This is a genomic window from Variovorax sp. N23 (assembly GCF_025486315.1).
In the GTDB taxonomy this organism is placed as follows: Bacteria; Pseudomonadota; Gammaproteobacteria; order Burkholderiales; family Burkholderiaceae_C; genus Variovorax.
Map to the genome: position 1 here is coordinate 44485 of NZ_JAOOPY010000009.1, position 26752 is coordinate 71236.

The 26752-nt window shown below is 63.2% G+C and carries 25 protein-coding genes; 7 read left to right on the top strand and 18 right to left on the bottom strand.

The genetic code is table 11. The features are described from left to right. Nucleotides 1–17: 17 nt before the first annotated feature. From N8A90_RS15095 to N8A90_RS15105, 3 genes are all read right to left on the bottom strand, one after another. A complete protein-coding gene (locus tag N8A90_RS15095) occupies nt 18–1613 on the bottom strand; it encodes an acyl-CoA synthetase (protein WP_262075750.1) in 1596 nt (531 codons plus the stop codon). Further along, entirely contained in the window at nt 1610–2776 is a 1167-nt protein-coding gene (locus tag N8A90_RS15100) for an acetyl-CoA acetyltransferase (protein WP_262075752.1), read from the bottom strand. The genes N8A90_RS15095 and N8A90_RS15100 overlap by 4 nt, the downstream gene beginning before the upstream one ends. Before the next feature lie 145 nt (nt 2777–2921). Further along, nucleotides 2922–4010, bottom strand: coding sequence for a sigma-54-dependent Fis family transcriptional regulator (locus tag N8A90_RS15105; protein WP_262075754.1), 1089 nt, complete (start codon nt 4008–4010; stop codon nt 2922–2924). 150 nt (nt 4011–4160) lie between these two features. Between N8A90_RS15105 and N8A90_RS15110 the strand changes: the two genes are divergently transcribed. The 7 genes from N8A90_RS15110 to ggt all read left to right on the top strand — a co-directional run bounded on the left by N8A90_RS15110 (nt 4161) and on the right by ggt (nt 12316). Then, complete coding sequence (locus N8A90_RS15110; RefSeq protein ID WP_262075756.1) at nt 4161–5051, top strand: LysR family transcriptional regulator; 891 nt, start codon at nt 4161–4163, stop codon at nt 5049–5051. 115 nt (nt 5052–5166) lie between these two features. Beyond that, nucleotides 5167–6075, top strand: coding sequence for an SDR family NAD(P)-dependent oxidoreductase (locus N8A90_RS15115; RefSeq protein WP_262075758.1), 909 nt, complete (start codon nt 5167–5169; stop codon nt 6073–6075). Between the two features lie 62 nt (nt 6076–6137). Then, nucleotides 6138–7151, top strand: coding sequence for a TRAP transporter substrate-binding protein (locus N8A90_RS15120; protein ID WP_262075759.1), 1014 nt, complete (start codon nt 6138–6140; stop codon nt 7149–7151). An 8-nt stretch (nt 7152–7159) separates the two neighbouring features. Next, nucleotides 7160–9037 carry a TRAP transporter large permease subunit gene (locus tag N8A90_RS15125; protein WP_262075905.1) on the top strand — a complete coding sequence of 626 codons (1878 nt, stop codon included), beginning with the start codon at nt 7160–7162 and terminating at the stop codon, nt 9035–9037. A gap of 10 nt (nt 9038–9047) precedes the next feature. Further along, nucleotides 9048–9572 (top strand): gamma carbonic anhydrase family protein, encoded by a 525-nt coding sequence (locus N8A90_RS15130; RefSeq protein WP_262075760.1) that lies wholly within the window; start codon nt 9048–9050, stop codon nt 9570–9572. Nucleotides 9573–10017: 445 nt separating this feature from the next. Then, nucleotides 10018–10683, top strand: coding sequence for a helix-turn-helix domain-containing protein (locus N8A90_RS15135; RefSeq protein WP_262075761.1), 666 nt, complete (start codon nt 10018–10020; stop codon nt 10681–10683). A gap of 10 nt (nt 10684–10693) precedes the next feature. Beyond that, nucleotides 10694–12316, top strand: coding sequence for a gamma-glutamyltransferase (ggt, locus tag N8A90_RS15140; protein WP_262075762.1), 1623 nt, complete (start codon nt 10694–10696; stop codon nt 12314–12316). 19 nt (nt 12317–12335) lie between these two features. Here ggt and N8A90_RS15145 read toward each other — a convergent pair whose 3' ends face one another. The 15 genes from N8A90_RS15145 to N8A90_RS15215 all read right to left on the bottom strand — a co-directional run bounded on the left by N8A90_RS15145 (nt 12336) and on the right by N8A90_RS15215 (nt 26748). Next, nucleotides 12336–12833 carry a DinB family protein gene (locus N8A90_RS15145; RefSeq protein WP_262075764.1) on the bottom strand — a complete coding sequence of 166 codons (498 nt, stop codon included), beginning with the start codon at nt 12831–12833 and terminating at the stop codon, nt 12336–12338. Between the two features lie 25 nt (nt 12834–12858). Further along, the gene (locus N8A90_RS15150; protein WP_262075765.1) at nt 12859–13182 is read right to left on the bottom strand and encodes an acyl carrier protein; all 324 of its coding nucleotides are present in this window, start codon (nt 13180–13182) and stop codon (nt 12859–12861) included. A 36-nt stretch (nt 13183–13218) separates the two neighbouring features. Continuing rightward, nucleotides 13219–14091, bottom strand: a complete 873-nt coding sequence (locus tag N8A90_RS15155; protein WP_262075766.1) for an alpha/beta fold hydrolase — start codon at nt 14089–14091, stop codon at nt 13219–13221. Then, a complete protein-coding gene (locus N8A90_RS15160; RefSeq protein ID WP_262075767.1) occupies nt 14088–16142 on the bottom strand; it encodes an iron-containing redox enzyme family protein in 2055 nt (684 codons plus the stop codon). Before N8A90_RS15160 ends, N8A90_RS15155 begins: the two co-directional genes overlap by 4 nt. Then, complete coding sequence (locus N8A90_RS15165; RefSeq protein ID WP_262075768.1) at nt 16139–17962, bottom strand: carbamoyltransferase; 1824 nt, start codon at nt 17960–17962, stop codon at nt 16139–16141. The genes N8A90_RS15160 and N8A90_RS15165 overlap by 4 nt, the downstream gene beginning before the upstream one ends. A gap of 48 nt (nt 17963–18010) precedes the next feature. Continuing rightward, nucleotides 18011–19246 carry an MFS transporter gene (locus N8A90_RS15170; RefSeq protein WP_262075769.1) on the bottom strand — a complete coding sequence of 412 codons (1236 nt, stop codon included), beginning with the start codon at nt 19244–19246 and terminating at the stop codon, nt 18011–18013. After that, nucleotides 19243–20055, bottom strand: coding sequence for a hypothetical protein (locus N8A90_RS15175; RefSeq protein ID WP_262075770.1), 813 nt, complete (start codon nt 20053–20055; stop codon nt 19243–19245). The genes N8A90_RS15170 and N8A90_RS15175 overlap by 4 nt, the downstream gene beginning before the upstream one ends. Continuing rightward, nucleotides 20052–21005 (bottom strand): acyl-CoA desaturase, encoded by a 954-nt coding sequence (locus tag N8A90_RS15180; RefSeq protein ID WP_262075771.1) that lies wholly within the window; start codon nt 21003–21005, stop codon nt 20052–20054. The genes N8A90_RS15175 and N8A90_RS15180 overlap by 4 nt, the downstream gene beginning before the upstream one ends. A 99-nt stretch (nt 21006–21104) precedes the next feature. Next, nucleotides 21105–22835 (bottom strand): fatty acyl-AMP ligase, encoded by a 1731-nt coding sequence (locus N8A90_RS15185; protein ID WP_262075773.1) that lies wholly within the window; start codon nt 22833–22835, stop codon nt 21105–21107. 10 nt (nt 22836–22845) lie between these two features. After that, nucleotides 22846–23415, bottom strand: coding sequence for a 4'-phosphopantetheinyl transferase superfamily protein (locus N8A90_RS15190; protein ID WP_262075774.1), 570 nt, complete (start codon nt 23413–23415; stop codon nt 22846–22848). After that, nucleotides 23390–23758, bottom strand: coding sequence for a thioesterase family protein (locus N8A90_RS15195; protein WP_262075775.1), 369 nt, complete (start codon nt 23756–23758; stop codon nt 23390–23392). Before N8A90_RS15195 ends, N8A90_RS15190 begins: the two co-directional genes overlap by 26 nt. Before the next feature lie 19 nt (nt 23759–23777). Beyond that, nucleotides 23778–24566: a hypothetical protein gene (locus N8A90_RS15200; protein WP_262075776.1), complete on the bottom strand. Its 789-nt coding sequence runs from the start codon at nt 24564–24566 to the stop codon at nt 23778–23780. Between the two features lie 28 nt (nt 24567–24594). Beyond that, entirely contained in the window at nt 24595–25587 is a 993-nt protein-coding gene (locus N8A90_RS15205; protein WP_262075777.1) for an NAD(P)H-dependent flavin oxidoreductase, read from the bottom strand. Between the two features lies 1 nt (nt 25588). Beyond that, nucleotides 25589–26482 (bottom strand): diiron oxygenase, encoded by an 894-nt coding sequence (locus N8A90_RS15210; RefSeq protein ID WP_262075778.1) that lies wholly within the window; start codon nt 26480–26482, stop codon nt 25589–25591. A gap of 20 nt (nt 26483–26502) precedes the next feature. After that, a complete protein-coding gene (locus N8A90_RS15215; RefSeq protein WP_262075779.1) occupies nt 26503–26748 on the bottom strand; it encodes a hypothetical protein in 246 nt (81 codons plus the stop codon). Between the last annotated feature and the right edge of the window lie 4 nt (nt 26749–26752).

Genomic DNA, 26752 nt, shown 5'->3' on the forward strand with positions numbered 1-26752 from the left:
CGACAGGGCTCTTGTACTCAGCATGTCGCCACCTCTTCGAGTTCACCGTGCTCGACCAGAAGTCGGCGCACATCCTTCTTGGTGATCTTGCCGTAGCCCGACTTCGGCAACGATGTCCAGAAGAAAATCCGATGCGGCCATCGATACCGTGCGCAGCGGTTCTCCAGATGCATCATCAAGGCGTCAGTCTCGACAGCGTGGCCCTCGCGACGCACGACGACCGCGACACCCACCTCCCCCCATTTCGGATGAGGCACCCCCAGCACCGCCACCTCGAGCACACCGGGATGGGTGAGCAAGACCTCCTCTACTTCACGGGGATAGACGTTGGAGCCGCCCGATATGTACATGTCCGATTCGCGACCCGTGATGTAGACCAGCCCTCGCTCGTCCATCCGCCCCAGATCGCCAGTGTGGAACCACCCTCCGCGAAATGCTTTCTCTGTCGCGGCAGCGTCACCGTTGTAGCCAGCGAACACAGCGGGTCCTCGGCAGCAGATTTCTCCCACGGCCCCGGCAGCAACGTGGCGCAGGTTCTCGTCGAGCACGGCCACTTCCATCCCGGTGCGGGGACGCCCGCAGGTGCCGATCGGGGCCTCCGGGTCATCGTCTTGCGCGGAATGCATCTCCCTGGGCAGCACGGTGATGCACCCAGTGACCTCGCCCAGCCCGTAGTACTGCACCAGTACCTTGCCGAGCTTCTGCAACGCAAGCTTCTGGTCCGCGCGATACATCGGTGCGCCCGCGTAGATCACGTAGCGCAGCGAACTGTGGTCGTGGCGGTCGACCGAAGGGTGCTCCACGAGCATCTTGACGATCGTCGGCACCGTGAACAGGTTGCTCACCCGATGCTGCGCCACCAGTTGCCAGACCTGCTCGGGGTCGAGCTTGTCGCCAGGCAACAGCACGGTCGCGGCACCGCGAGCGACATTCAGCAGCGCATGGATTCCCGCACCGTGCGACAGGGGCGCCACGGCGATGGAGCAGTCGCTTTCGCCAGTGCCCGGGATCAGGTCGGCCAGGTGGTTCGTCACGACGAAATTCATCTGGCCGTGCGTGAGCACGCCGGCCTTCGGTTTGCCCGTGGTCCCCGACGTATAGAAGAACCACAACGGATCGTCGTGAAGCACCTCGGCCTCGTGCGCTGGCTGGTCGGCAAAGCGCTCGATCAGCGCTTCGTACGACACCTCGTCGTCGCGCGGTGCGCCGATGCACACGACCTTCTCGAGCGCGCCGCAGGCCCGGCGCACCGCATCGACGTGCGCCTGAAAACCGCTCTCGTAGATCATCGCCCTGGCACCGCTGGAAGCACCGAGGTACGCGACCTCGGGCGGCGTCAGCCGGAAGTTGGTGGGAACCCAGACACAGCCAAGCCGGAAAGCCACCCAACAACTCTCGAACAGCTGCAGGTTGTTGCGCGAGTGAACCAGCAGCCGGTCTCCCTTGGACAGGCCCGCCTGCCGCAAGGCATTGACCATGGCATCGACACGCGCGTCGATCTCCGCCCAGCGCCATTGGCGCTCCCCCTGGATCAGCGCCGGACGATGCGGATGCAGGCGCGCGGTCTGCCGCAGCAACTGCGCAAGGTTCATGGCTTGTGCCGGATGGCTCATGCAGCCTCCAGCACGCTGAGGTAGTTCGCCACCGCGGCACCACCCATGTTGAAGACGGCGCCCAGGCGCGCGTCGGGAATCTGCATGGCGCCTGCTTGCCCTGCCAGTTGCATCGCCATCATCACGTGGAGCGAGACACCGGTTGCGCCGATGGGATGGCCGCGCGACTTCAACCCTCCCGAGGGGTTCACGGGCAACGTTCCGTCCTTGCTCGTGACACCTTCGAGAATGACGCGCGCGCCCTGTCCATGCGGCGCAAGACCCATCGCTTCGTATTCGAGCAGCTCGGCGATGGTGAAGCAGTCGTGCGTTTCCACCACGTCGATATCGCCCAGCTGGACGCCCGCGGCATCAAGCCCCTGAGCCCAGGCCTTTGCGGCGCCCTCGAAACGCGTCCGGTCCCGCCGGCTCAGTGGCAGAAAGTCGTTGACCTGCGTGCGGGACTTCCAACGCACGGCCGGCACCGATGCGTGGGCGACAGCCTCGGTCGACAGCACCATCGCCGCCGCCCCGTCGGACACCAGCGAGCAGTCCGAGCGCTTGAGAGGCCCGGCCACGAACGGGTTCTTCTCCGAGGGATGGCGACAGAAATCGAAACCCAGGTCGCGCTTCATGTGCGCGTACGGGTTGTCAACGCCGTTGCGATGATTCTTGGCGGCGATGGCGGCCAGCGCATCCGACTGATCACCGAAGCGCGCAAAGTACTCGGTGGCAATCTCGCCGAACACGCCTGCAAAGCCGCCGCGCGTGCCGCCCTCTTCCTTCACGTACGAGCACTTGAGAAGCACTTCGCCGATCTGCGCGTTCGGCAAGGTGTTCATCTTCTCGAACCCGATGACCAGCACGCGTTTCATGCGTCCGCTCTGAAGCGCATCGAGCGCGGCCCAGATGGCGGCCGACCCCGTGGCGCATGCATTTTCCATTCGCACCGCGGGTGTGAACCGCAGCTCGGGGATTGCCACCGCGGCCAGCGATGCGCCGAAGTCCTGGGGAACGAAGCCTGCATTGAAAGTGCCCACGAAGACGCCGTCTACATCTTTCGCCTCGATGCCGGCGCTCTGCAGGGCGGGCAGCGCGGCAGCGCGCAGGAGCATCTCGAGGTCCATGGAGTCGAGCTTGCCGAAAGGGGTGTGTCCCCAACCGATGATGTGTGGTGCCTGCATGATGGATTCGTTTCCTTGGGTGGTGTGGACAGAAGAGACTTCAGCAAACAGGCGCCCCTGCCGGGGCCGCTTGCATCGCTGTGTTTCAAAAATGAAGAAGCTCCGGCCGCATGCGGCCCCGGGGGGCCGGCGGACCGCGTTTTGTTCAGCCGTCGAGCAGATGCGGCTGCACGATGCCCAGCTTCGCCATGCGGCGATAGATGGTGGTGCGTGCGGTGTTGAACTCTCCCGCCGTGCGGGAAACGTTCCATCGATTGCGCCTGAGGCTCGCGAGCAGCGCCAGGCGATCGCTTCCGGGCTCACGCACCATCTCGCCCGGCGCGCCGGTCATGTCCGAGGCGTCGGCCGGCGCAGCGAGGAACGAAGCCGTGCCCTCCAGCGACAGCTCGATGTCGCTGCGCCGTATGAAGCGACCTTCGCTGAGCCACGCCGCAGCGCCCAGGACCTGCTTGAGCTGGCGGACGTTGCCCGGCCAGGGCAGGCTCTCGACAAACCGGCATGCGCAGGGCGCGAGCTCGACGGCGTGGTCGAGCGCCGGTGCTTCGCCGTCGAGCAGCCGCCTCGCCAGCACAGCAATGTCTTCCCGCATCCGCAGTGCCGGTAAGGTCACGGCAAAACCATGAAGACGGAACATCAGGTCGGTGCGAAAGGTGCCTTCCCTGACGCGCTCGCCCAGGTCCCGGTGGGTGGCGCTGATCAAACGAAAGTTTGTCTTCACCGGCGTGTCGGAACCGATGGGTGTGACCTCCTGCTCGGCAAGAACGCGCAGCAGCCGCGACTGCAGCGCCAGCGGCATGTCGCCGATCTCGTCCAGGAACAACGTGCCGCCATCGGCGTGCCGGATCTGTCCGAGTGCGCCACGTGCATTAGCGCCGGTGAAGGCACCCGGCCGATATCCGAACAATTCGCTCTCGATCAGGCCTTCGGGGATCGAGGCGCAATTGATCGCCACGAAGCGCCCGTTGGCACGGCTGCTGGCCTCATGAATGGCCCGCGCGAACAATTCCTTGCCGGTGCCTGTCTCGCCGTGCAAAAGAACCGGAATGGAGGACCGCGCCGCACGCCGAAGGCGTTGCACGATGAGTGCCACCGCCGTGTCGCCAAGGTCGAGCAGGGCGAAGGGGTCCACGGCCTGCGGCCTGTGGCGCTTGTCGAATGTCGCCGCACGCACGCAGGAGGATTGCTCGCTGCGAACGGGGCTCCATGACATCTCTGTCGTACTGGCAGCCATCATTTTTCTGTCTCCTTGTGCATGCTTTTGGCATTGCTCGCCGGCCCGGGCAACTTGTAAATTGCCTGCACCTGCTGTCTCGTGCGATGGATTCTAGGAATTGCTCTATATTTGCAAAAGTCTTAATTTCATATCGATCAATTTGGAAATCAGATGGAACTTCGACACCTTCGCGCCTTCGTTTCGGTTGCTGAAGAGCTGCATTTCGGACGTGCGGCCAAGAGACTCCATCTGTCCCAACCGCCTGTAAGCCTGGCGATCAAGGAACTCGAAACAGAGCTGGGCGTACGGCTGTTCGAGCGCAGTTCCAGGCGCATCGAGATCACGCCCGCGGGAGAAGAGGCACTGCGCGACGCGCGTGCCGTGCTGGCAAGAACCGAATCGCTGCGACAGCACGCCCGGGACGCGTCGCGAGGCAGCGGCGGGTCACTGGCGGTCGGCTTCATCAGCCTGGCCGCCTACTCGTTCCTGCCGTCGATGCTTCGGCGTTTCTGCGCGACCTTTCCGGCGGTCAAGATCTCCCTGCATGAATCGACCACCGACCGCATCTCCACCGACGTGGAGACGGGCTCCCTCGACGTGGGGTGCATGTTCTCCACGCCGATGCTGCCCTCGAGCCTGACCTACCAGGCGACCAACCGGGACCCGCTGGTGGTCGCGCTGCCGGAACATCATCCGATGGCCGAACTCAAGCGCGTACCGCTCGAACGGCTGGCCGCAGAGCAGTTCCTGGTCTTCGAGAGGCACTACGGTCCCATCATGTTCGACACCGTGCTTGCCACCTGCAGGCGGCATGGGTTCAGTCCGCGCATCTTCCCCGCCCGGCAGATGCACACCATCGTGAGCCTCGTCTCCGGCGGCATGGGCGTGGCCCTAGTGCCCTCGTGCGTCCAGGTGATGCGGCGCGAGGGCGTGGTGTACCGGCCGCTGCGCGGCGAGCGCACGCCGATAGAAACGGGCGTGTGCTGGAAGACCGACAACGACTCGCCCGTCGTTCGGTCCTTTCTGACCTACCTGCCCAGGCTGTCGCAAAGCAAGAGCTAGGAAAGGCCACCTGTGTCGCATACACCGCAACAGTTGCAGCGTTCCGGGTCACAGGTGTCGCGCCGCGCCAGCCCCGGCAATTTCTCTGCGTGGCCTCGTTTTCCCTCGTGGCGCCGTGCGCCGAGACCCTGCATCGTGGCAATGGCACGGCGGTTGCGATGGCAAACAGTCTCCCCACTTTCAACGACGCAAGAACATGCCTCAACACGCATCACGAATCGCACTGGTCACAGGCGGAGCCAGCGGGATCGGCCGGCGGATCGCCGAAAAACTGGCACTCGAAGACAGGGCAACGGTGTGCATCGTCGACCGCGATGCCACCACCGCCGGTGACGCCGCCGCTTCGATCCGCCGGTCTGGCGGCAAGGCCGCGTATTTCGTCGTGGACCTGGCCAGTGCCACGGCCACCCAGGCCATGCTCGTCGAGCTCACCGACCAATATGGCTCGCCGGACATCGTGGTCAACAGCGCCGGCATGGCGGCCACGGTGCCCGCGCTGGAGTACCCGCTGGCCCACTGGCAACTCACGATGGCGGTCAATGTCACAGCCCCCATGCTGATCATCCAGCATGCGCTGAATGGAATGAAGGCCAGGGGCTGGGGCCGCGTGATCAACATCGCATCGATCAGCGGGGTGCGCGCCGGAACCGGAAGGCTTGGCTACGGCACGTCCAAGGCGGCGCTGATTGCGCTGACACGGCAGTTCGCCATCGAATCGGCCGAATGGGGCGTGACCGTGAATGCCGTCGCGCCTGGCCCCGTCGACACGCCGCTGATCCGCAGCATGCACGGCGGTGGCACGGCCGACCTGTATGGCGCGATGGTGCCGATGGGCCGCTATGGCGCCATCGACGAAATAGCGCACGCCGCGCAGTTCCTTGCGTCGCAAGGTGCGAGCTACATCACGGGCCACACGCTGGCGGTGGACGGTGGCTTCCTGGCCAGCGGCCTGCTGGTTCGCGACCTGTTCGACAAACCCGATGCCCAGGCACCCGGGCCAGTTGTCGCCGCGCACGCCCATTGAGCGTTAGCGGCTTTGGATTTCTCGTTTCTTTCGCTTCAACAAAATATCAGGAGACAGACACCATGAAGATCACACGACGCGCATTGCTTGGAACGGCCGGCGCCTTGACGCTCCCCACCCTCTCGGGCGGCAACGCCTTCGCACAGAAGGCGGAGTTCAACTACAAGTTCGCGAACAACCTCCCAGTGAGCCATCCGATGAACGTGCGCGCCAAGGAAATGGTCGACGCAATCCGCAAGGACACGCAAGGACGCGTCAACATCGAGATATTCCCGAACAACCAGCTCGGCTCCGACTCGGACATGCTGAGCCAGATCAGGGCCGGGGGCATCGAGTTCTTCACGCTCTCGGGCCTGATCCTTTCCACCTTGATTCCTGTCGCGTCCATCACGGGCATCGGATTTGCGTTCAAGGACACCGAAAGCGCACTGAAGGCGGCCGACGGCGAACTCGGCGCGTTCGTGCGCGCCAGCATCGCCAAATCCAGCCTCATCTCGATGGACAGGATCTGGGACAGCGGCTTTCGCCAGATCACATCCTCGACCAAGGCCATCGCCACGCCCGAAGACCTCAAGGGCATGAAGATCCGCGTGCCGTCCTCGCCGCTGTGGACCTCGATGTTCAAGGCCTTCGATGCGGCGCCCACGTCGATCAACTTCGGAGAGGTCTACTCGGCGCTTCAGACCAAGGTGGTCGAAGGCCAGGAGAACCCGCTGTCGATCATCTCCACGGCCAAGCTCTACGAAGTGCAGAAATATTGCGCCATGACCAACCACATGTGGGACGGCTTCTGGTTTCTCGCCAACAAGAAAGCATGGGAACGCCTGCCTGCGGACCTGCGCACCATCGTCGCGAAGAACATCAACGAAGCCGCGCTGAAGGAGCGTGCCGACGTGGCCGCATTGAACGCCGGCTTGCAGAAGGAACTTTCGGACAAGGGCATGGTGTTCAACCAGCCCCGCATCGATGCCTTCCGCGATTACCTTCGCAAGGCGAACTTCTACAGCGAGTGGAAGGGCAAGTACGGCGACGAGGCATGGGCCATTCTGGAGCGTGCCACCGGGAAACTCGCGTGAGCGCGGAAATGACGGCGGCCAGCCTGCCCGGTGCTGCCGCCGGCCCGGCGGCAGCACCGGGCAGGCCGTGGGTCCTGCGTGTCGAGCAGGCCCTTGGGGGCCTGGTGGAAGCGCCCGCCGCGCTTCTCGTGCTGGCGGACATCGTCGTGTTGTTCGCCGGTGTCGTCGCGCGCTACTGGCTGCACCGCCCGCTTCTGTGGTCCGACGAGCTGGCCTCCATTCTCTTTCTCTGGCTTGCCATGTTCGGCGCGGTCATCGCGCTGCGGCGCGGCGAACACATGCGCATGACCGGACTGGTGAGCAAAACCGGCCCGCAGACGCAGGCGTTGCTTGAGCTCGTGGCCACTGCGGCATGCCTGGCATTCCTCGTCATGATGGCGTGGCCGGCCCTGGAATACGCGATCGAGGAAGCGGAGATCACCACCCCCGCGCTCTCGCTCAGCAACGCGTGGCGGGCGGCGGCGCTTCCCGTGGGGGTTGCGCTGATGGTGGTGTTCGCGGTGCTCCGCCTGCTCCGCCACGCCAACCTCAAGACCTCGGTGACGGCGGTCGCGATCGTCGGGGCCATCGTTGGCGCGTTCTGGCTGGCGGCACCGCTTTTCCAGGACCTGGGGCGCGCCAATCTGCTGATCTTCTTCGTCGGTGTCACGGCTGCCTGCGTGTTCGCCGGCATACCGATCGCCTTCGCATTCGGACTGGCAACCTTCGGTTATCTGGCGCTGACGACCTACACGCCGCTTCTGATCGTGGTGGGACGCATGGACGAAGGCATGTCGCACCTCATCCTGCTGGCGGTGCCCCTGTTCGTCTTCCTGGGCCTGCTCATCGAGATGACAGGTATGGCGCGCGCAATGGTCGCGTTCCTGGCCGGTCTCCTGGGGCATGTGCGGGGCGGCCTCTCCTACGTCCTGCTGGGCGCGATGTACCTGGTGTCGGGCATCTCGGGCTCCAAGGCAGCAGACATGGCCGCCATCGCACCGGCACTGTTTCCGGAAATGCGCGCGCGCGGCGCCCAGTCCGGAGAACTCGTGGCGCTGCTGTCGGCCACCGGCGCGCAAACCGAAACAGTCCCGCCCAGCCTCGTGCTGATCACCATCGGCTCGGTCACCGGCGTGTCGATTGCCGCGCTCTTCACGGGCGGCCTGCTGCCGGCGCTGGTGCTCGGTGCGCTTCTGTGCCTCGTGGTCTGGTTCCGGTACCGCGGCGAAGACCTCTCGCAGGTCAAACGCACCTCGTGGTGGGAGATCGGCAAGCTGTTCGCTGTCGCACTGCCCGCGCTTGCACTTCCCTTCGTGATCCGGGCCGCGGTGGTGGAAGGTGTGGCCACGGCCACCGAAGTGTCGACCATCGGTGTCGTGTATTCGGTGCTGGCGGGCGTGCTGGTCTATCGCCAGTTCGACGTCAAGCGGATCATGCCCTTGCTGGTGGACACCTCCGCACTTTCGGGATCGATCCTGCTCATCATCGGCACCGCGACCGCGATGGCCTGGGGACTGACGCAGTCCGGATTCTCGAAATGGCTCGCCGAGCTCATGGCGGCGGTCCCTGGCGGCGCGCCGATGTTCCTGGCGGTGTCGGTGCTGGCCTTCATCGTGCTGGGTTCGGTGCTCGAAGGCATTCCCGCCATCGTGCTGTTCGGCCCCTTGCTGTTTCCCATCGCGCGCCAATTCGGAATTCACGAGGTCCACTACGCGATGGTCGTGGTGCTCGCCATGGGCATCGGGCTCTTTGCGCCGCCTGTCGGCGTGGGCTATTACGCTGCCTGTGCCATCGGGCGCGTCAACCCCGACGAGGGCATACGGCCCATCATCGGCTACCTCGTCGCCCTGTTCATCGGAACAGCCTTCGTCGCGGCCATCCCCTGGATTTCGACCGGCTTTTTGTGAGGATGAAAGCATGGCCGTCTATGCCCTGGGAGCGCAGGCCCCCTCGATCGATGCATCCGCTTATGTGGCCGAGACCGCAACCGTCATCGGACGGGTCAGGCTGGGGCGCGACGCGAGCGTGTGGTCGCAGGCAGTGCTTCGCGCCGACAACGAACCCATCGAGATCGGCGACGAGAGCAACGTGCAGGAAGGGGCCGTGCTGCACAACGACCCCGGCTTTCCGCTGCTCATCGGCGCCAGGGTCACCATCGGCCATCAGGCGATGCTGCACGGCTGCACGGTGGGCGACGGGTCGCTCATCGGCATCCAGGCCATCGTGCTGAATGGGGCGGTGATCGGCCGGAACTGCCTGGTCGCCGCCGGCGCAGTCGTGACGGAGGGCAAGACGTTCCCCGACCACTCGCTCATTCTGGGCGCGCCGGCGAAGGCCGTGCGCCGCCTCGACGATGCGGATTTTTGCGCCCTCGCCGAGAGCGCGCGGGGCTACGTGGAACGTTCGCGGCGCTACAAGATGCTGCTGCGGCGCGTCAGCTGATGCGGGCAGCCAGGCGGCATCGGGAATGCCCGATCCATCTGATCTGCAAATCGATCGATAGGAAATCGAGATTTTTTCGAATGCAGCTCCGTTCCTAGAATTTCGCAGAACAGAACAGCCATGTGCGGCTTACAAGCCGGACGCATGGGAGAGCAACGCCACAAGCATGCCAAAGGAGACTAGAAGATGCCGGAATTTCTTCCCGCAGCACTGCTGCGAGTAGCGCAGGGCAACGATGGGCTTGCCATGCTGTACGCACACGCGCAAAACTTTCTCGTTCGTCCATCTTCGTATGCACGCCTGCTAGCAAGTACTTAGAAGCATGGAAGGCCTCGTCATGCATCCTTCTTCCATGCTTTCACTTGTCTTCTCGGATATATGGGTCGATTGTCAGGGCCCGCAGGAACAAAGCGCGTCATGGTCGTACCAACGCCCATCGCCTTCCATGCCGCTGGAACTCGCCTACTGGAACGGAAACATCCCGCCAGCGCTGCACGCCCACTTTCACGACGAGGTACAGATGACGCTCGTGCTGTCGGGCAACCGGTCCTTCGTCGTCAAGGGACAGACGCTGACGGCAGAGGCCGGCCAGTGCATCGTGATCCCCGCGGGCTGGCCCCACAGGAGCATTCCGGCACCAAGCCCGGACGGCCGGTGCATCAACGTCTATGCAAAGCTGCCGACGCCGCTGCTTTCCCACTTCGTACTGCCGCTCGACGCCGACTGGGTCCCGTCGGGGCACATCAGGATCGACCTGCTGGTGGCAGCCGTGACGAGTGCACAACCTGCAAGCCAACGCCAGGGATCCGCGCAAAAATCGCTCGAATGCCTCTCCGACATGGAGACGCAGGACAAGGTCTCCGAAGTGGCGGGACGTCGCGGAATGAGCCGCGAAGGATTTACCCGCTCGTTCTCGCGAACGATGGGGCTTCCGCCCCACAGCTACAGGACGATCAGCCGCCTGAACCAGGCACGCTCACAATTGCGAGACAACGAGCCGATCGCAGAGATCGCCGCAGCATTGAACTTCGCAGACCAGAGCCACCTCAGCCGGCTCTTCCGCCGCACTTTCGGCACCACCCCGAGCCAATACCGCAAGGGTTTCGCCTGAAGGAATGACGATGAGCTTCGACACCGGCCGACCGGTCACCATGGCTGCGCACGGCATGGTGTGCAGCCCGCATGCGCTAGCGTCCCAGGCCGGGCTCGACGTGCTCCTTGCCGGAGGGTCCGCCGTCGATGCCGCCATTGCGACGGCTGCAGCCCTCGCCGTCATTTATCCCCACATGACCAGCGTCGGCGGCGATGCCTTCTGGCTCATTCACGATGCGGCACGCAACAAGGTGCGCTACCTCGACGGCGGTGGGCGCGCCGCCTCCCGCGGCCGGATCGATGCATTTCATGCCCGCGGACTGCAGCAGATTCCCTTTCGCGGCATCCTGCCGGCCACCGTGACAACACCCGGCGCGGTCGCCAGTTGGTGCGAGGCACATGCCGCATACGGCCGGCTGCCGATGCAACGCAATCTGCAGGACGCCATCGGGTATGCACGCGACGGCTTTCCTGTCACGGCGCGGCTCTCGCGCTGGATCGCCGCGTCGGTGGACGAACTGAAACAGCACCCCGATAGCGCGCGAATCTTTCTCCCAAACGGCCAGCCCCCTGTCGCCGGGTCGCTGCTCGCCAACCCCGATCTGGCCCGGACCCTGATTGCCCTTGCTGAAGGTGGCCAGGCCGCCTTCTACGGCGGAGATACCGGCCGCCGCCTCGCTGCGTTCTCGCAATCACATAGCGGCTTCTTCGACGAACAGGATCTTGCCGTGCAGACTGCGCGCTGGGGCGAGCCTTTGCGTGGGAGCTATCGAGATCTCACGCTCTACCAGACGCCGGCGCCCACGCAAGGCTTCACCGTCCTGCAGATGCTCAAGCTGCTGGAGCCCTTCGAGCTGCACACGAAGGAATTCATGAGCGCCGACTTGGTGCACCTGATGGTGCAGGCCAAGCAACTGGCCTATCACGACCGCGACCGCTGGCTGGCCGACCCGCTGTTTGCCGACGTGCCGATGAAGCGCCTTCTGTCGAATGCCTACATCGACCAGCGCCGCACGCTCATGGACCCGGCACAGGCGCTTCCGTGGGACAGGGTTCCCTCCTATGGGAGCCTTAAGGGCGACACCGTCTATATCGGCGTGGTCGACAAGGACGGCAATGCCGTGTCGCTCATCCAAAGCCTCTATGCCATCTTCGGCTCTGCCGTTGTGGCCGGTGATACAGGCGTGGTGCTGCAAAACCGCGGGGCCTACTTTTCACTCGACCCCGAGAGCCCGAACTGCCTGCACCCCGGAAAGACGCCTCAGCACACGCTCATTGCATCGATCGGTTTTCGCAACGACAAGCTATGGAGCGTGATGGGTTGCATGGGCGCAGATGGACAGCCACAGATCCATCTGCAGACATACGTCGGAATGCTCGACCACGGCCTGGACATTCAGGAAGCCATCGAGGCTCCGCGCTGGCTCTCGGGCCGCTTCTCGTTGGGCGAAGCACGGGACACGCTGAACATCGAAGGCCGATTCCCGCCCGCAACGATCGACGAGCTCGCCCGACGCAATCATGTGGTCCAGCGATGGGGCCCATGGAACGAACTGGCGGGCCATGCGCACGGCATCACCATCGACCCGGTGAGCGGCGTGCGCATGGGTGGCTCGGATCCACGCAGCGACGGTGCCGCCGTGGGCCACTGAGCGGCCGCGGCCACCGCGCCTACGCTCCTGGCTCTCGCGGATGCAGGAAAACCGTGAGCGTGTCGCGAGGCAGCGGCACAGAGGCTTGCGAAAGAATCCGGCCGACTGCGCCACGGTGGTAATTGCCGTGGATCGCGACATGGAGCAGCATCTCTGCGCGGCTCATTCTTCCGGGCGAGCCGTCGACAAAGATGAAGTCGACGACCTCCTTCAGCGCGATCTCGTCAAGAGACTCGACGTAGCCGAGATACCAGCGATCGAGGGCGCGAACCTCTTCTTTCAGTGCGTCCAGATCCGGCTTGTTGCGCCTGTTGAGCGCGGTGTACGAATGAGGGTGGCACTGCATGTTGGCTTGGAAGATCAGGTCGACCACCAGCACATGCGTCAGGATGCGGATGGCATCCCGCCGGGCATCGGCAAGGGAAGGCTCCGACAACGCGCCCACTGCTGCAAGCAGGTCCCCATTGGCCCAGGCCTTGTACTCGAAGAGAGTGCGCAAGAGAGAGCTTGTCTGCATGCCTTGCCTTTCTCGCGTCTCTGAATCAGAGATTCCGGACGTCGAATTTCCAGTTTTCTGCTTCGGCGTAAAGAGACTTGAGGTCCGTTCCAGACAGCTTTTCCATGTACGCCGCCAACTGGTCCACCGTCGGATATTCGTACAGGATGTTCGGCGGCACCTCCCGCCCCGTGAGCTCGCTGATATCCCCGCTCATCATGACAGCCTGCATCGAATCGAGCCCGTATTCCGACAGGACCACATGCGCCTCGATGCGCGAGGGCTCGATCTTCAGGCAATCGGCAAGATAAGCGACGATCCAGTCGCTTGCAACGTCCTTGCTCATCTGGTGCAACTCGGTTGAACTCATCATGACTCCTCTTTGTTGGAATGGGTCGGCCTGCCACTAGAGGTGTTCGAGAAGCCAGCGCCTGACGGGGTCGGCCTGCTGGTCGCTCATCAGATGGGGGAAATGCCCCACGCCGTCGATCTCGATCACGTCGATGGCGGGGTTGGCGACTCGCATCGCCTCCAGCCCTTCGTCGGTCAACACGCTGGACTTTTTTCCTCGAACGACGAGAACCGGACAACGGATGCGGCGCCAGGGCGTCCAGTGTTCGGTTTCTGTCAGTTGATTGCCGATCCACAGGCCGGCAATCTGCGGGTCGTAGGTCAGTTCGTATCCGCCTTGAGGCAGGCGCCGCGTGCCGCGCAAGGCAAGATCCCGGAAGACATCGTCCGTCAGCGGTCCGCTGTTGCGAAAGACCAGGCGCATCCAGCCTTCGGCACTTTGGAGCGACGGCAGCACGGGACGAAAGCTGATCCTGCGGGCGGTCTGCCTGAAGAAATCGCCTTGCAGCGCCGCACTGGCGTCGTTGAGCACGAGACAACCGATCGGCGAGTCCTCCATGGCCGCGAGCCGTATTCCCATCAGGCCGCCATAAGAGGATCCGAGAAAGCCGATCTTGCGCCGGCCGATGAGCGCCATCAGGTGCTGCAGTTGCGCAAGGAAAATCTCGCGCGTGTAGGGCGCGCCGTTCAGCGAATCGCTGTCGCCGTGCCCCAGCAGATCGACCGCATGGACATCGAATTGGGGAGCGAGGCGGTTTGCCACGAATGAAAAGTCATGGCGGTTGCGCGTGATGCCATGAACGCAGAGAAGCGCTCTTTCCAGACCGTCCACCTTGTCGCCGTGGCTCCATACGTAGCGGTATGCATCGCCGCGGGCTTCGCTCCCGTTGGCAGGTGCATTGAAGGACGCGGAAGAATCGGCCATCATGAAGCGGCGACCTTTCCCGGCGTGCCCGCGACCACCGACATCTCGACACCGAGCAGAAAAGTCGTCGAGGCAAAGCCGTGCCAGATCCGCTGCCACACCAGTCGCGCTGCGCCCTCGCCATGCCGTTGCAGCAGTTCGTCCATGTGTAGCACGATGGCTTGCAGCGCCTGGCGCGCATGGCCGCTCGAGTAGTTGTCTATCGACACATGCACGCGCCAGAAGGATGCGTCTTTCTGCATGGCCTCGAGGTCGTCGATCATGGCGTCGTAGAACTCGTCCAGCCCCGACAGCTCTATGGCCAGCGTGGCCCCCAGCACCTCGGGAATGTGCGTATGCGAGACGATGCCCAGCGCCAGCAGGAAGGCCGGCAACCTGAACGCCTGGACCGGAATCTGCGAATGGTTGCGCATGGACGCGGCGGTCGCGCTTTCGATGTCGATGTTCAACGACTTCAACAGCGACACATAGAGGTTGGCATGGTTGTGCCGCAACACCCCGTTTCCCACTTCGTCCGCGAAGATGCCATGCAACAGCATCAGCGCCGGAGACTCCCGTCTCAGCGCGGTGATCCTGTGAAGCCAGCATCCATCGATCAACGCCATGGGCGCAAAGCGCAGGTGCTTTGCCCGCACCTCGGCTGCGCACGACAGGGTTCGCGCCAGGCCGGATTTTTCCGAGCGCGCCCTGTAGGCCTGGTCCACGCGGCTTTCGAGCTCCTGCGGCGAATAGTCGAAAGCGCTGCAGAAGGCAGGCAAACCGACCGAAGCCTTGACCGCCTGCGCCTCGCGCAGCGCCGAAGCCACGGTTCGGGTTGCCAGCAGTTGCGCTATGCCCCGAGGCTCGGCATCCAGCAGCGCGAAGTAGCGATCCTTCGACGTGCGCACAGCGGACAGGTCCAGGGGCTCGGGTGAAAAACTCTCGGCCTTCGTTTGCGCCGTCCACGCGGCGAACACTTGCAAGGCAGAAACGCCGTCGAGGTTCGGAACCGGTGGCGCTTCGGTTCCGAGGTGTTCGAAGTGCCTGACGAGAACATCGATCTCGGGTGCCGAGAAAACGCCATGCATCTTGCCCGTCGGCCCGTTCAGCTCCACGAAGAATCGGCTGCGCCGAACATCGCCTCGATCGATCCACGGAGACGCGTGAAGCGCGTCCAGCATGCCCTGCGCATCGAAAGGCTGCGCCGCGAACCACTCGACGACTCTTCTCGGCCCCAGCACCTGGCCCTTGTGATGAAGCACGGCATAGGTCGCCTTCTTCCGGATGATCTGGCAGGCCATGTGCCGAACGCTCTCTTTGGTGCGTGCCGACGCTTCAGCCAACAGCCGGCAGCAGAACTCGAGGGCCTGCAGGCCTCGCAATGCCGCGCCGCGAGAACCCGGATCGCTTCCGTCGGATGCGCTCGCCGCGACGGCGGCCGAATCGGCCGCAACTGAATGTCCGGCACCGTGGATGCGCGCGCCGCCGGGCGAGCCAGAGACAGCGGCGTACAGTCCATGGGTGAAACCGGCCGTCTCGTGCAGCCGCGCGCCCCCAAGAACCCCGTATGCGCGCGCGATGCAGGCCGCCAGGATGGCCCCGTTGCTGACACTGGAGCGAACCTGCGTGCCTCGCGCCGTGACCAGGTCCGTTTCCCGCTGGCGGCCGATCCAGTTGTGGGAATTTCTCAGGCTGCGGACCAGCTCGCCCGCAATGCCCGCCTCCACGAGGCAAAAAAGCCGATGCGCAACAGGTTCGCCGAACTGGCCCACATTCATGATGTCGTCCAGCATGCGGTCACATGCCGCGAAGAACATCTGCAGCTCGGCGAACGCCACGTCGCCCTGGGGCGCCAGCGCGGCGTCCGTTGCGCAGGACAGGTACTGAACGGAGCGGGCCAACGCCGTGGACGAAGCCGCTTCGTGGTCCACCGGGGGAAGGCGCACTGACCTGCCGAAGATGCGGTCCTGCATGAAACCCGCGACGGCGTTCGCACTGGCCACGCGCACTGCATCGTCCCGACTGTCGAGGCCGTGATGCCAGGTATCGAGTACCGTCGCACCCGGCAGGCTCATGCAGCGGTCTCCATCGGGCTTGCATCGGTCGATCCCATTTCTCGCAAGGCAGGGGCGAGGTTGCCCGGTGTCTTGCAGAACACGGAGTCGTTGATCACCAGCAGGTCGATGCCCGAGGACAGGAAGATATTGAACGCATCGCCAGCGGAATGAACGATCGGCTTTCCCATCACGTTCAGGCTCGTATTCAGCAGCACGGGCGTTCCGGTGAGTGCATGGAATGCCGAGATGAGCGCGTGGAAGCGCGGGTTCCAATCCCTGCGCACCGATTGGAGCCGCCCGGTGCCGTCGACATGGCAGACAGCACTCAGTGCCTTGCGGTGCTTCGCCTTGAATTCCAGCGTGCGCTCCATGTAGGGCGTGGCTTCGTAGTCTTCGAAGTACTCGCTGCCGTGCTCGTCCAGGATGGATGGCGCGAACGGGCGAAACTTCTCGCGAAACTTCACCACGCGATTGATGCGGTCCTTCATGTCTTCGCGCCGCGGATCGGCCAGGATCGAACGGTTGCCCAACGACCGTGGACCGAACTCGGCCTTGCCCTGGATCCAGCCCACGATCTTGCCGCGCGCGAGCGCTTGCGCAACATAGCCGACCACGTCGGACGGTGCCAGCTCGACCTGCCCGAGCATGTGACCGTTCGCCAGGTAAGGGGCAAGCTCCTTGTCCTCGATGGCCGAACCGAGATAGGGAGAGTGAAACGAGGTGGGTGGCACGGCGCCGGGGTGGTCCTCGTAGTACGCAAGCAGCGCCGCGCCAACGGCATTGCCGTCATCGGACGGCGCCGGCGGCACGAACACACGCTTGAACGGCGTGCGCTGACGAATGATGCCGTTGAATGTGGAGTTGAGCGCGCAACCGCCCCCCATTACCAGGTTTTCTGAGAGACCCAGGCCATGAAGCCGGTTGAGTATCTCGACCAGCAGTTCATTGAAATGATGTTGCGTCGTGAACGCGACGTCCGCGACATCTTCGTAGCTCTGGTCCGCCCGCTTGGCGTATTTCTGCAGCGCCAGGTAGGTGCTCTTGCCATGCGCGTCCATGACGATGTTGCAGCCATCCACGAAGATGTGCTTTTGCAGCAGCGCGAGCAGTTCCCGGTCCAGGCGTCCATAGGGCGCGAGCCCCATCACCTTCCACTCTTCCCCGTTGGAGATCTCGAAGCCGAACAGGCCGCAGACCGTGTGGCCGTAGTACATGCCCAGGCTGGCTAGGGAGCCATACAGGTTGCGCGACGACTTGGGCAAGACCAGCTCTGTGAGCTTCCCCTGTTCGTACTGGAAGTAGTTGTTGCTGGCCCCTTCGCCATACCCATCGAAGACGACGGCAATGGCGTCGTCGAACCCGCTCACCAGGCAGCCATAGGCGGCATGCGTCTTGTGGTGGACGTAGTCCTTCTTGTGGAGCTTCGTCTGCGTCGCATCGCAATACCGGCTGACGCCGGTGCCCGCCAGCTGGAGGTTGGGGCCGACGAAGGTGTCCCACATTCCCATCTGGAACAGGACGCGCATCAACCAGTCGCGATCGGTACCCGGATCGCAACCCACCATGGCCTTGCGCATGGCCAGCGCGTCCTCGCGCATGCTGTCCCTGGCGGTGCCGCTCCATGACCTGGACACCACCAGCTCTGCGCCCGGTTCGCAATATTTCTCGATGAGCCTGGGCATTCGCAGCGGATCGTCGGCAGGCGTGTTGATGGCACGCTTGTTCTGCAAGAAGCGCTCCACGCCTTCGGCAAAGACAATTTCGCCTCGCGAGTTCACGATGGCCAGGGCGTTCTCGTGGCCCGTGCATGCGATGCCGATGTAGTTGCGAAGATTCATTGCTTGGTACCTTCCTGGGCTGTAGGGTGGCGATGACGCATGCATGGTTCAGGCGGTGGTGGAGGGCGTGCGCTGGAGCGACACCACGGCGGCCATGCCACAGGCGGCGATGAGCGCGAAGACTCCGACCGTCACTTCGAAGCCCTGGCGTTGAATGAGGATGCCGGCGAGCGGACACCCCACCAGCGAGCCGAAGCTGCTGCTGCTCGTCATGGCACCGATCACCGTTCCTATCCGGTCCCTGCCGAACAGGCTCATCAGCAAAGCCGGTGTGGAGGCGGTGATGCCTCCGTATCCGATGCCCAGGACAAGTGCGCAGCACAGCAGCGCGCTGTAGGAGTTTCCGAAGACCCAGACCAGGTAGGCCGCCATCACCAGCGCCGTGCTGAGCTGATAGGCCCTCATCGGCCCGAAACGATCGCCGAGCCCTCCGAACAGGAGACGAGACACCGCGCTGGCAACGCCGATGGCGCCGACCAGGGTCGCCGCCTCGACGGGCGGCACACCCAGGCCGATGGCGAACGGGCCCAGGAACACGATCGGCATGTAGAGCGTGAACCCGATCCCGATGCCGGACAGATAGATCAAGACGAACTGCCGATGGGTTGCCACCTGCTTGAGCACGTCCCAGTTCGGACGCTGGACCCCATGCTGAGGTGCTCTTTTCAGATACGGGCTGATGAGCAGCAGCAAAAGGCCGACCATCCCTCCCAGGGCGGTAGCGACCGGCCGCCACCCGAAGGCTTGCACCGCCAATGCGGCGGCCGGTGCGCCGATCAGCGTGCCGATGCCAACGCCGGTGACCGTGAGGCCCAGGGCCTTCGAGCGGTGCTTGTCGAACCAGCACCCTGCGTTCGAGATGACGGGAATGTAGATGCACGCCACGCCGACCCCTACGAAGACGCCATAGGTCAGGTAGAGCAGGCGCACATCGTCGACGCGGGCCGAAAGCACCAGCCCCGCGGCGATCAGGAGCCCGCCGACCGCGACCAGGCGCCGGGGGCCATGCCGGTCGCACAGCTGCCCCGTCCCTACGCCCAGGATCAGGAACAGGAATGTCGAAATGCCGAACACCCAGCCCATCTGGTCCGGACTTGCATTCATGTCGGCGGCCATCGGGCCGACGAACGCGCCGAAGCTGTAGGCCACGCCGAAGGTCAGCGCCAATGCCAGAAAGCTCCATCGGGCCGTGGACCATGCAGCCGTCCCATCGACAACCGGAGACAACGGGTCTTCTGCGTGCGGCTGGCGCGCAACGCTGAAGTGGTTGTACAGGCGCCTCATGCCGCTCCAGTGCCCAGGCCTTTGCGATGCCGCATGACCACGCGGCGGATGTCGTCGTTCGCTCCGGAAAATTCGATCTGCAAGCCGTTCGGACGCCGGGTGGCCGAGAGCATCTTCATGGGTTCTCCGGCAAGGCATTCGCGCCGATACCAGGACTCCCAGCTGAAAGGCCCAGGGCCCGCAGAACCCTCTGCCTTGACCAGTGCGTCGTCGGCCCGATCGAAGTAGCTGAGGAACGAGACGTGCCGGTTGGGGTCCGTTTCTCTCGCGCTCCAGGTGAAGCGGTCGATTTCTTCCAGCGCGTCTTCTTGCGGCAGTGTTGGAACCGATGCCAACGTGTGCTGGATGCAGTGCAGTCCGGGCGGAGGTGCCGCGGCCACGATCGGCTTGGCGCCCGAGGCGTCGATCCAGGTCCAGGCCTGCTCCACCGCACCGACGAGCAGGCCGTCGGCCTCGCGTCGCATCTCGAAGCGATCGACCGCGCCGGCTTCTTGTCCGCCCGCGCCGCGCGGCCGGGTGCCCGCGGATGTCACGAGCCGCGTCAGCATGCGGGTTCCCACTTCAAGGCCCTGCGCCGCGCAAGTCACCTTGGCGTAGCGTGCCACGATGAAATGGCCGACGGACTTCCAGTAGGCGTCGCGCGAGGTCCCGGTGACATGCTGCCACCACAGCGGCGCTAACCGCTCCCATGTCCGAAACAGGTCGATGGTTTTCAACGTGCCGTCCTGCGTCAGCGAGAAGAACCCCGGTGTGTCGACCCCGAGGAATTCCTTGTCCGCCTGCGAAGCTGACTCGGCAGCTGCGTTCACGGCGACTCCTTTGCGCTGGGCAATGGCATCGGCCGGACGGGCTGGCCCTCGACGGAAGTTTTGACGGGCTTGAAGCTTCGAGACGCCAGATCGGTGGGGACGACGATGATCCGGTCCACAAGCCGCACCCGGGAAAGCAGAAAGAGGACCCAGGCACCGGGATCGAGCTCCCATCGCCGATGGCTCATGACGGCGGCGGCGGGGTACGCATGGTGGTTGTTGTGCCACCCCTGCCCCCAGGTGAAGAGCGAAAGGATCGCCAGGTTGGTGCTGTGATCGTCCGTGTCGTAGGCGCGGCGCCCCACGCCATGCAACACCGAGTTGATGCACCAGAACGTGAGATGGTTGGAAAGAAAGATCCTGACGAACCCGCCCCACAGCAGGCAGCTCAGCGCGCCTTGCCAGGTCTGGTAGACCAGCCCGCCGATCAGTGCCGGCACGATGAACGTGGCCAGCATGAGATACAGGTAGTGCATGTGGATCCAGAAGAGATCCTTGTCCTTGTAGAGGTCCCCCGCCAGTTCCGTGAAGCCGCCCTTGCCGATGCTGCCGCGCGACCACAGCCATCCCATGTGCGCATGCACGGCGCCTTGCGCGGTCCATTCGCCGCTGCGGCCGTGCACGTACATCGAATGAGGGTCGCCGACCTTGTCGGGAAAGCGATGGTGTTTGCGATGAATGGACACCCACCAGATCACCGGCCCCTGAAACGCCATGGAACCCAGCGACACGAGGGCAATCTTGATCCACCGGTGGGCGCGGTAGGACCTGTGGGACAGCAACCGGTGGTAGCCCAACTCCACGCCGAGAATGGTCAACGCGTGCATGCAGAACACGATGACGAATTCGGTCGGGCCCGGAACCAGCGCGCCCGTGTACCAGAGCCCGAGGCCGAGCACCAGGGCCACCGGCGGCGCGAAGGTCACGACGAACGCGAGCACCAGGTCCACGGTTCTCGCCCGGTCGACCACAGGCGCAGATGCCGCCGGAACAGGGTTCGCGTCTCTTGTCATGATTTTCCTTGCCAATGTTTTTTGTAGGCCGGCCGCTCAGGCCGCGCAGGTGCTTTCGATCTCTTTGATGGCACCCAGCTTCCATGCGTCGCGACAGGCGCTGCGCCGAATCTTTCCGCTGGTCGTCACCGGCAGCCGGTGGGTGGTCAGCACGACTGTCGCGATGCGCAGTCCGCACGCATCCGCGATTGCGCCGCGGATCCGTCGGCCGAGCAATTGCGCGTCGAGACGTCGGGCCAGGTGGGTGTAGACCTCCTGGATGACGACAAGTCCGTTGTCTTGCGCCGCCTCGTCCATGAACACGACGGCCTGAGGCCGGAACGCCGGGTCCTGGCGCTGCACGATCATCTCGATGTCCTGGGGCGCGTAGTTGCGCCCGTTCACGATCAACAGTTCCTTGCGGCGGCCTGTGATGACGAGCTCGTTGTTTCTGGAATACCCAAGGTCTCCGGTGCGCAGAAAGAACGGGCCTGTCTCGTTCGCCAGGTTGGCCTGGAAAACCTGCCGGGTGAGATCGGCATCGTTCCAATATCCGCGGGCGATGCTCGGGCCACTGGCCCACACCTCGCCAACGACGTTGTCGGGCACCGGCAGCCGGCTGTTCGGGTCCACGACGATGACGCGGTCCGGGCCGAAGGATTGCCCGCAACTCACCAGGCTGGCGGTACTCTTGTGCGCCGCAGTCATCGCGTCCATCGCATGCCCGCGCGTGAGTTCGTCGCGGTCGAGCGTGTGAACCTGCAACGGCATGGGAGCGGCCCTGCTCGTCAGCATGAGCGTGCTTTCGGCCATGCCATAGCAAGGCAGCAGCGCATCGGAGCGAAAGCCGAGTGGCTGCATGCGCTCTGCGAAAGCGCGAAGCACATCGGCCCGCAGTGGCTCCGCGCCGGCAAATGCCACGGACCACCCGGACAGGTCGATGTCCTTGCAGTCGCGCACCGCCTGCTCCGACACCGCCTGCAGGCATAGCTGGTATCCGAAGTTCGGACCGCCGCTGGTCGTGGCGCCGTAGTGCGACATCGCCTTGAGCCATCGCAACGGCTTCTGGATGAACGCGGCCGACGGCATCAGCACGCAAGGTCTGCCAAGAAACACCGGTTGCATGACGGTGCCGACGAGCCCCATGTCGTGATGAAACGGAAGCCAGCCGAGAACGACCGTCTTGCCGCCGTGGCCGAAGGCATCCTTGATCGACGCTTCGTTGGCCATGATGTTGGCGTGCGTCACCATCACGCCCTTCGGCACGCCTGTCGAGCCGGAGGTGTACTGAAGGAATGCGAGGTCGTTCGCCTCCGGCCTGATGAGACAGGAAGCCTCGGGATCTGCCTCGTGCGCCCGACTGCGCCAGGCAGCGACCTCCACCGGCAAGGTCGACTTCCAACCCATCGGCGGACACTTTTCGATGATCCTTTCGGTCGCGGCGTCCAGCAGGAGCAGCGATGCCTTGCAGTCCGTCGCGATCCGGCACCATGGGTGATCGTCCGACGCGACTCTGGGCGGACTCATCGGAACCGGTATCGCGCCCGCGGCCAGGCAGCCGAAGAAGGCCACGATGAAGTCGAGGCCGGGCTGGTACATGAGCAGTACCCGGTGGCCACGCAAGCCGCGCTGCGCCAGGCCGTGCGCCATGCAACGCGCGGCCTCATGGAGCTGTGCGAAATCGATACGATCGCTCTCGCGCTCTCCATCGGCGAGAAAGACAAATGCGGTGCCGCAGTTCGGATCGCCCGCATGAAGCGCCAGCCTGTCGAGGATTGTTTTTTCCATGCGCCCCCGGTTAGCTGTAGAGCGAACAACGGATATCCGGCACGCCATAGCGGCTCAGATAGCTGATGGCCATCAGGTGCTTGCCAAGCACCCGGACGCGCGACTCCATGCGCTGCCCTGCGTAACCAAGATGAAAGACAGACTCCGAATCCCCGAGCGGCCGGGGTGCTTCGAGCAGCGTCAGCTTCTTCAAGCCATCGCGCATTCCGATCCCCATGGCTTTGGCCGAGGATTCCTTGGCCACCCAGAGCGGCAGGAAGTCGGCGGATGCAAGATCGATTCGCGAGACCACCGCATGCAGGCTTCGCTGGCGGACGCGAAGATCGGGCCGCTGCGAATCCTCGAGATCCATCCCCACATATTTCTTGTTCGAGAAGAAATAGCCCTGCATCCGATTGCAGTCGCTGTAGCCGAAACATCCGGTGCCGGGAATGTAGGGCTTTCCCAGGCTCGTCCGCCGCGCAGCGACCTTCAGCGCGTGCATTCTTCTGCCGAGAGCGTGCACCGTATCCGGCGCCTCGCTCCGGGTTTCGGCGAACAGAAGAATGCGCACCCTAAATTCCGAATATGGCTCGGTCATGCCGCCCTCGCGCCACAAGATGCGAATCTTCCGCGGCGGTCACCGACACTGCGAACCGGACCGTGTTCAGGAAGACAAGGTCGACCTTCAGTTCGATGGTGACCGCTGCGCCTTGCGACACGGGCGCCGCGTGCTGCAGGGAGACGAACTGCCCCAGCGACCTGCCGGCGTGCCCGGTCGCATCGTGAATCCAGTCGGACGCCATGATCTCCAGCCAATAGACGATGACGGGCGTGCCAAGCACCTCGTCATCACCGCCCAGGCTTCTGGCCGTGCTGCGTTCATCGACCAGAAACTCCTGGGTCCGGACCTGGCCTGGGGAGAAGCACTGGGAGGCGTCCATGCCGGTCACGCGTCTGTCGCTAGGCAACGCGGCGGAGCGCCGCCAGTGCCTCGCCCGACGTCCCGAAGTGCTCCTTGAACATTGCAATCCAGCGCTCGATGCCGAATGCAACGCAACTCGTATGCACCGACACGGCGTTGCACTTGATGTCAAACTTTTCCCCGAAATAATTGCGGTGGTAGTTCATCGACGACACGGCGTGCGTGTTGAAAACCATCTCTCGCTTGGTCGGCATCAGCGCGGACAGTTTGGCCACGGAGCTGGATGCATCGAAGAACGGATCCGTCGCGACCTCGCAACCGATCGGAATCTGCAACTGGTCGAAGATCGACGCCAGCTTGGCGTAGCCGTTCGTCAGATGGCCCTGGGCACCTTCCGGCGTGCCGAGGTACACGTACTCCTTCATCGTGAAGTTGACGGCCCGGTATTCGTCGAGCGCCTTGTCTTCGTGCCGGAAGCAGCGGGCGATGCAGGACTCGATTCTTTCGGCCGTAAAGTCCTGCCCGATCAGTCCCAGATAGACCTTGTAGCAAGTGGCGGGCAGCAGCGCGTAATCCGCAACCAGGCCTCGAAACAGGCTGTTGAGCGGCGCCCCATGCTTCGAGAAATTCTGCAGTTCTTCTGGCTCTATCGAGCACATGACGCAGGTGAGGTGCGGAAAATTCCTGACATACCCCAGCGCGTTGATCTGGTCGTGCGTGAGCACGCTGTCGAACTCGGACGTTGCGTCGGCGGCAATTCCAAAAACCCGGTCCAGGGTTGTCTCGAGCGTTTGCTTGACCTCTCTCCACTCTTTCTCGATCAGCATCGGGGACTCCTTTTGTGTGACATTGCGTTCAAAGAATCAGTTGATTCACGATTTCCCGGGCGGTCGCGATGCGGTCGACACTTTTGCAGGACGTGCCGCAATAGAGCGCCATGGCGGCGATCTCGCCCTCGGTGCTTCGCGTGGGGACTGCCACGCTGTATCTCGGGATCGGATGGTTTTTTCCGAAGTAGTGGACCTTGCCGATGATGTGAGCCGGCATGAGATCGTCTGTACAGGTCTTGTTTCTCACCACGCGATGGGTGTGCGTGTGCCAACCGATCGAGAAGCGGTCCGTGATCACGGTGTCTTCGGCCCGCGCGTCGACGATGATCTGCTTGTATTCGGCGTGCGCCGCGGACTCGAGGGCCGCGGCAAAGATGGTCCCGCAGAGAACGCCGGAGAACCCCGCGTCCAGGACACTTTTGACTTCACCAGAGGTACTGATTCCCCCGCTCAGGAAGACCATGCGCGCCGAGAGCTTCAGAAGCTTCGCGCTTCGGATGGCCTGGGCCCTGTCGATTCCACCCAGGTGGTGGCCACCGGCGTCCGTTGTCTGGAGCACCGTGAAGCTGGCTCCCGCATCGAAGGCCTGTTCGATGTCCGCGAAGGTACCGGCCTGGACACCGAAGTCCGCGCGGCCGGCCACTGCACCAAGCACTTGCGGGCTCGGCAGGCCGAAGAACGTGACGATGGGCGGTCGGGATGGATTGCTTTGCAAGACGACACCGATCCGCTCGATCAACTCGTCGTCCGAGAGAACGAAGGGAACGAAATTCACGCCGAAACGGCGGTCCGTCAATCTGGCAGTGGCCGCGATCAGTTCGAGAATCTCGTTTGGCTGATGGCGATACAACCCCACCATTCCGAATGCCCCCGCCTCGCAGACGGCCGCTGCGAGCTCGTGTTGGGCAACGCCGCCCATGCCGGCTTGCAGGACCGGAACCGTGGCACCGAACAACGAGTCCACGGCCCTTGAGCTTTTGACTTCTGTCATTCTTGATGCCTCGATTTCATCTGGCATTTCAGAGCGTCTGGAAGTCGATGCGGTCGACCATTTGCGCCTTGCAGAAGAAGTCGGCGCTGCGCTTGAACCAGGTCTCGTGGGCTGCAGCCCTTGACGGGTGATTTCGCAGCGCGTTGCGCATGGCGCTGCCGCTGGAGAAACCTAGCGGCCGATAGATGTCTGCGTCGCGGTAAGCCAGCGGGTTGTACATGAGGCTGGTGAAATACTTGAACAGATTGATCACCTTGCCGGAAATCTCGCTTCGGGCAGCTTCCGCGTCGGGGCTTTCGGCAATTGCTTCTTCATACAGCCTTCGCACCACGTCACGCCCGAACGAGACATGCCTCGACTCGTCTACGTGATGCTGGTAATTTATTTCCTTCAGGATCGGGACGATTTCGTTGTTGACGCCCACCCTGTGGTTATAAAAATCGACGAATTCCTCGAATATCAACGTACTCGCGAACATGTAGAGATCGTTGTGAGGATGCGGCGCATCATTTCGCCCCGCGTCGAATTTCAGGTTCGGGTATATTTTTCCGGCGTAATCCAGACAGGCTTTCGCGAAGAACCACATGTGGAAATTTTCCTCGCCTATAAATACATGAAGATATTCAGAGATATCCTTGTATTTTTCTTCATAGATGCATCTGCTGGAAAACTCGAGCACGCCTCGTATTCCATGCACATTGAGACTGAAAAAGTTAACCGACTCCCATTTGCTCAAGGCACGGACCTGCTCGCTGGAAAGAATTTCGTGAAATTCCGTGCCGTGCGTTGTCAGCAATTCCTCGTTGCACCACAAGGTATCTTCTTCGATGCTGGAAGGCCACTCGAATCGCTCGTAAGGATCGTGCGACTTGTTTTTCGAGAGGTCTATCAGCCTGGCCATGCGCGTGTTGTCGATCTTCATTTTTCCGTCTCCAAGCGAATTCAGGCGATTTCCTTTGAAACTCTCCGATTCACAAATTCCGTAATTGAATCGACGCGGCGCAGGGTTTCGACGGATATCTGCGAAGAAACATCGCTTTCCACGATCTCATTGATGAACATGATGAAATCAAGGAACTGCATGCTGTCGAGGATTCGGCTCTCTATGAGGTCGGAATTTTTTATGACCTCGGGAGCAACCCCCTTGTTTTCGACGATCCACTCGATGATTCGGGATTCCGTATCCATGCTT

What these genes read in the sequence shown, in the direction of transcription:
- N8A90_RS15185 (WP_262075773.1), bottom strand. Translation starts at nt 22,835, where the DNA reads ATGGAAAAAACAATCCTCGACAGGCTGGCGCTTCATGCGGGCGATCCG.
- N8A90_RS15135 (WP_262075761.1), top strand. Translation starts at nt 10,018, where the DNA reads ATGCCGCTGGAACTCGCCTACTGGAACGGAAACATCCCGCCAGCGCTG.
- N8A90_RS15170 (WP_262075769.1), bottom strand. Translation starts at nt 19,246, where the DNA reads ATGAGGCGCCTGTACAACCACTTCAGCGTTGCGCGCCAGCCGCACGCA.
- N8A90_RS15100 (WP_262075752.1), bottom strand. Translation starts at nt 2,776, where the DNA reads ATGCAGGCACCACACATCATCGGTTGGGGACACACCCCTTTCGGCAAG.
- N8A90_RS15205 (WP_262075777.1), bottom strand. Translation starts at nt 25,587, where the DNA reads ATGCCAGATGAAATCGAGGCATCAAGAATGACAGAAGTCAAAAGCTCA.
- N8A90_RS15150 (WP_262075765.1), bottom strand. Translation starts at nt 13,182, where the DNA reads ATGAGTTCAACCGAGTTGCACCAGATGAGCAAGGACGTTGCAAGCGAC.
- N8A90_RS15110 (WP_262075756.1), top strand. Translation starts at nt 4,161, where the DNA reads ATGGAACTTCGACACCTTCGCGCCTTCGTTTCGGTTGCTGAAGAGCTG.
- N8A90_RS15215 (WP_262075779.1), bottom strand. Translation starts at nt 26,748, where the DNA reads ATGGATACGGAATCCCGAATCATCGAGTGGATCGTCGAAAACAAGGGG.
- N8A90_RS15155 (WP_262075766.1), bottom strand. Translation starts at nt 14,091, where the DNA reads ATGATGGCCGATTCTTCCGCGTCCTTCAATGCACCTGCCAACGGGAGC.
- N8A90_RS15095 (WP_262075750.1), bottom strand. Translation starts at nt 1,613, where the DNA reads ATGAGCCATCCGGCACAAGCCATGAACCTTGCGCAGTTGCTGCGGCAG.
- N8A90_RS15120 (WP_262075759.1), top strand. Translation starts at nt 6,138, where the DNA reads ATGAAGATCACACGACGCGCATTGCTTGGAACGGCCGGCGCCTTGACG.
- ggt (WP_262075762.1), top strand. Translation starts at nt 10,694, where the DNA reads ATGAGCTTCGACACCGGCCGACCGGTCACCATGGCTGCGCACGGCATG.
- N8A90_RS15210 (WP_262075778.1), bottom strand. Translation starts at nt 26,482, where the DNA reads ATGAAGATCGACAACACGCGCATGGCCAGGCTGATAGACCTCTCGAAA.
- N8A90_RS15165 (WP_262075768.1), bottom strand. Translation starts at nt 17,962, where the DNA reads ATGAATCTTCGCAACTACATCGGCATCGCATGCACGGGCCACGAGAAC.
- N8A90_RS15125 (WP_262075905.1), top strand. Translation starts at nt 7,160, where the DNA reads ATGACGGCGGCCAGCCTGCCCGGTGCTGCCGCCGGCCCGGCGGCAGCA.
- N8A90_RS15145 (WP_262075764.1), bottom strand. Translation starts at nt 12,833, where the DNA reads ATGCAGACAAGCTCTCTCTTGCGCACTCTCTTCGAGTACAAGGCCTGG.
- N8A90_RS15200 (WP_262075776.1), bottom strand. Translation starts at nt 24,566, where the DNA reads ATGCTGATCGAGAAAGAGTGGAGAGAGGTCAAGCAAACGCTCGAGACA.
- N8A90_RS15195 (WP_262075775.1), bottom strand. Translation starts at nt 23,758, where the DNA reads ATGGACGCCTCCCAGTGCTTCTCCCCAGGCCAGGTCCGGACCCAGGAG.
- N8A90_RS15190 (WP_262075774.1), bottom strand. Translation starts at nt 23,415, where the DNA reads ATGACCGAGCCATATTCGGAATTTAGGGTGCGCATTCTTCTGTTCGCC.
- N8A90_RS15105 (WP_262075754.1), bottom strand. Translation starts at nt 4,010, where the DNA reads ATGATGGCTGCCAGTACGACAGAGATGTCATGGAGCCCCGTTCGCAGC.
- N8A90_RS15160 (WP_262075767.1), bottom strand. Translation starts at nt 16,142, where the DNA reads ATGAGCCTGCCGGGTGCGACGGTACTCGATACCTGGCATCACGGCCTC.
- N8A90_RS15130 (WP_262075760.1), top strand. Translation starts at nt 9,048, where the DNA reads ATGGCCGTCTATGCCCTGGGAGCGCAGGCCCCCTCGATCGATGCATCC.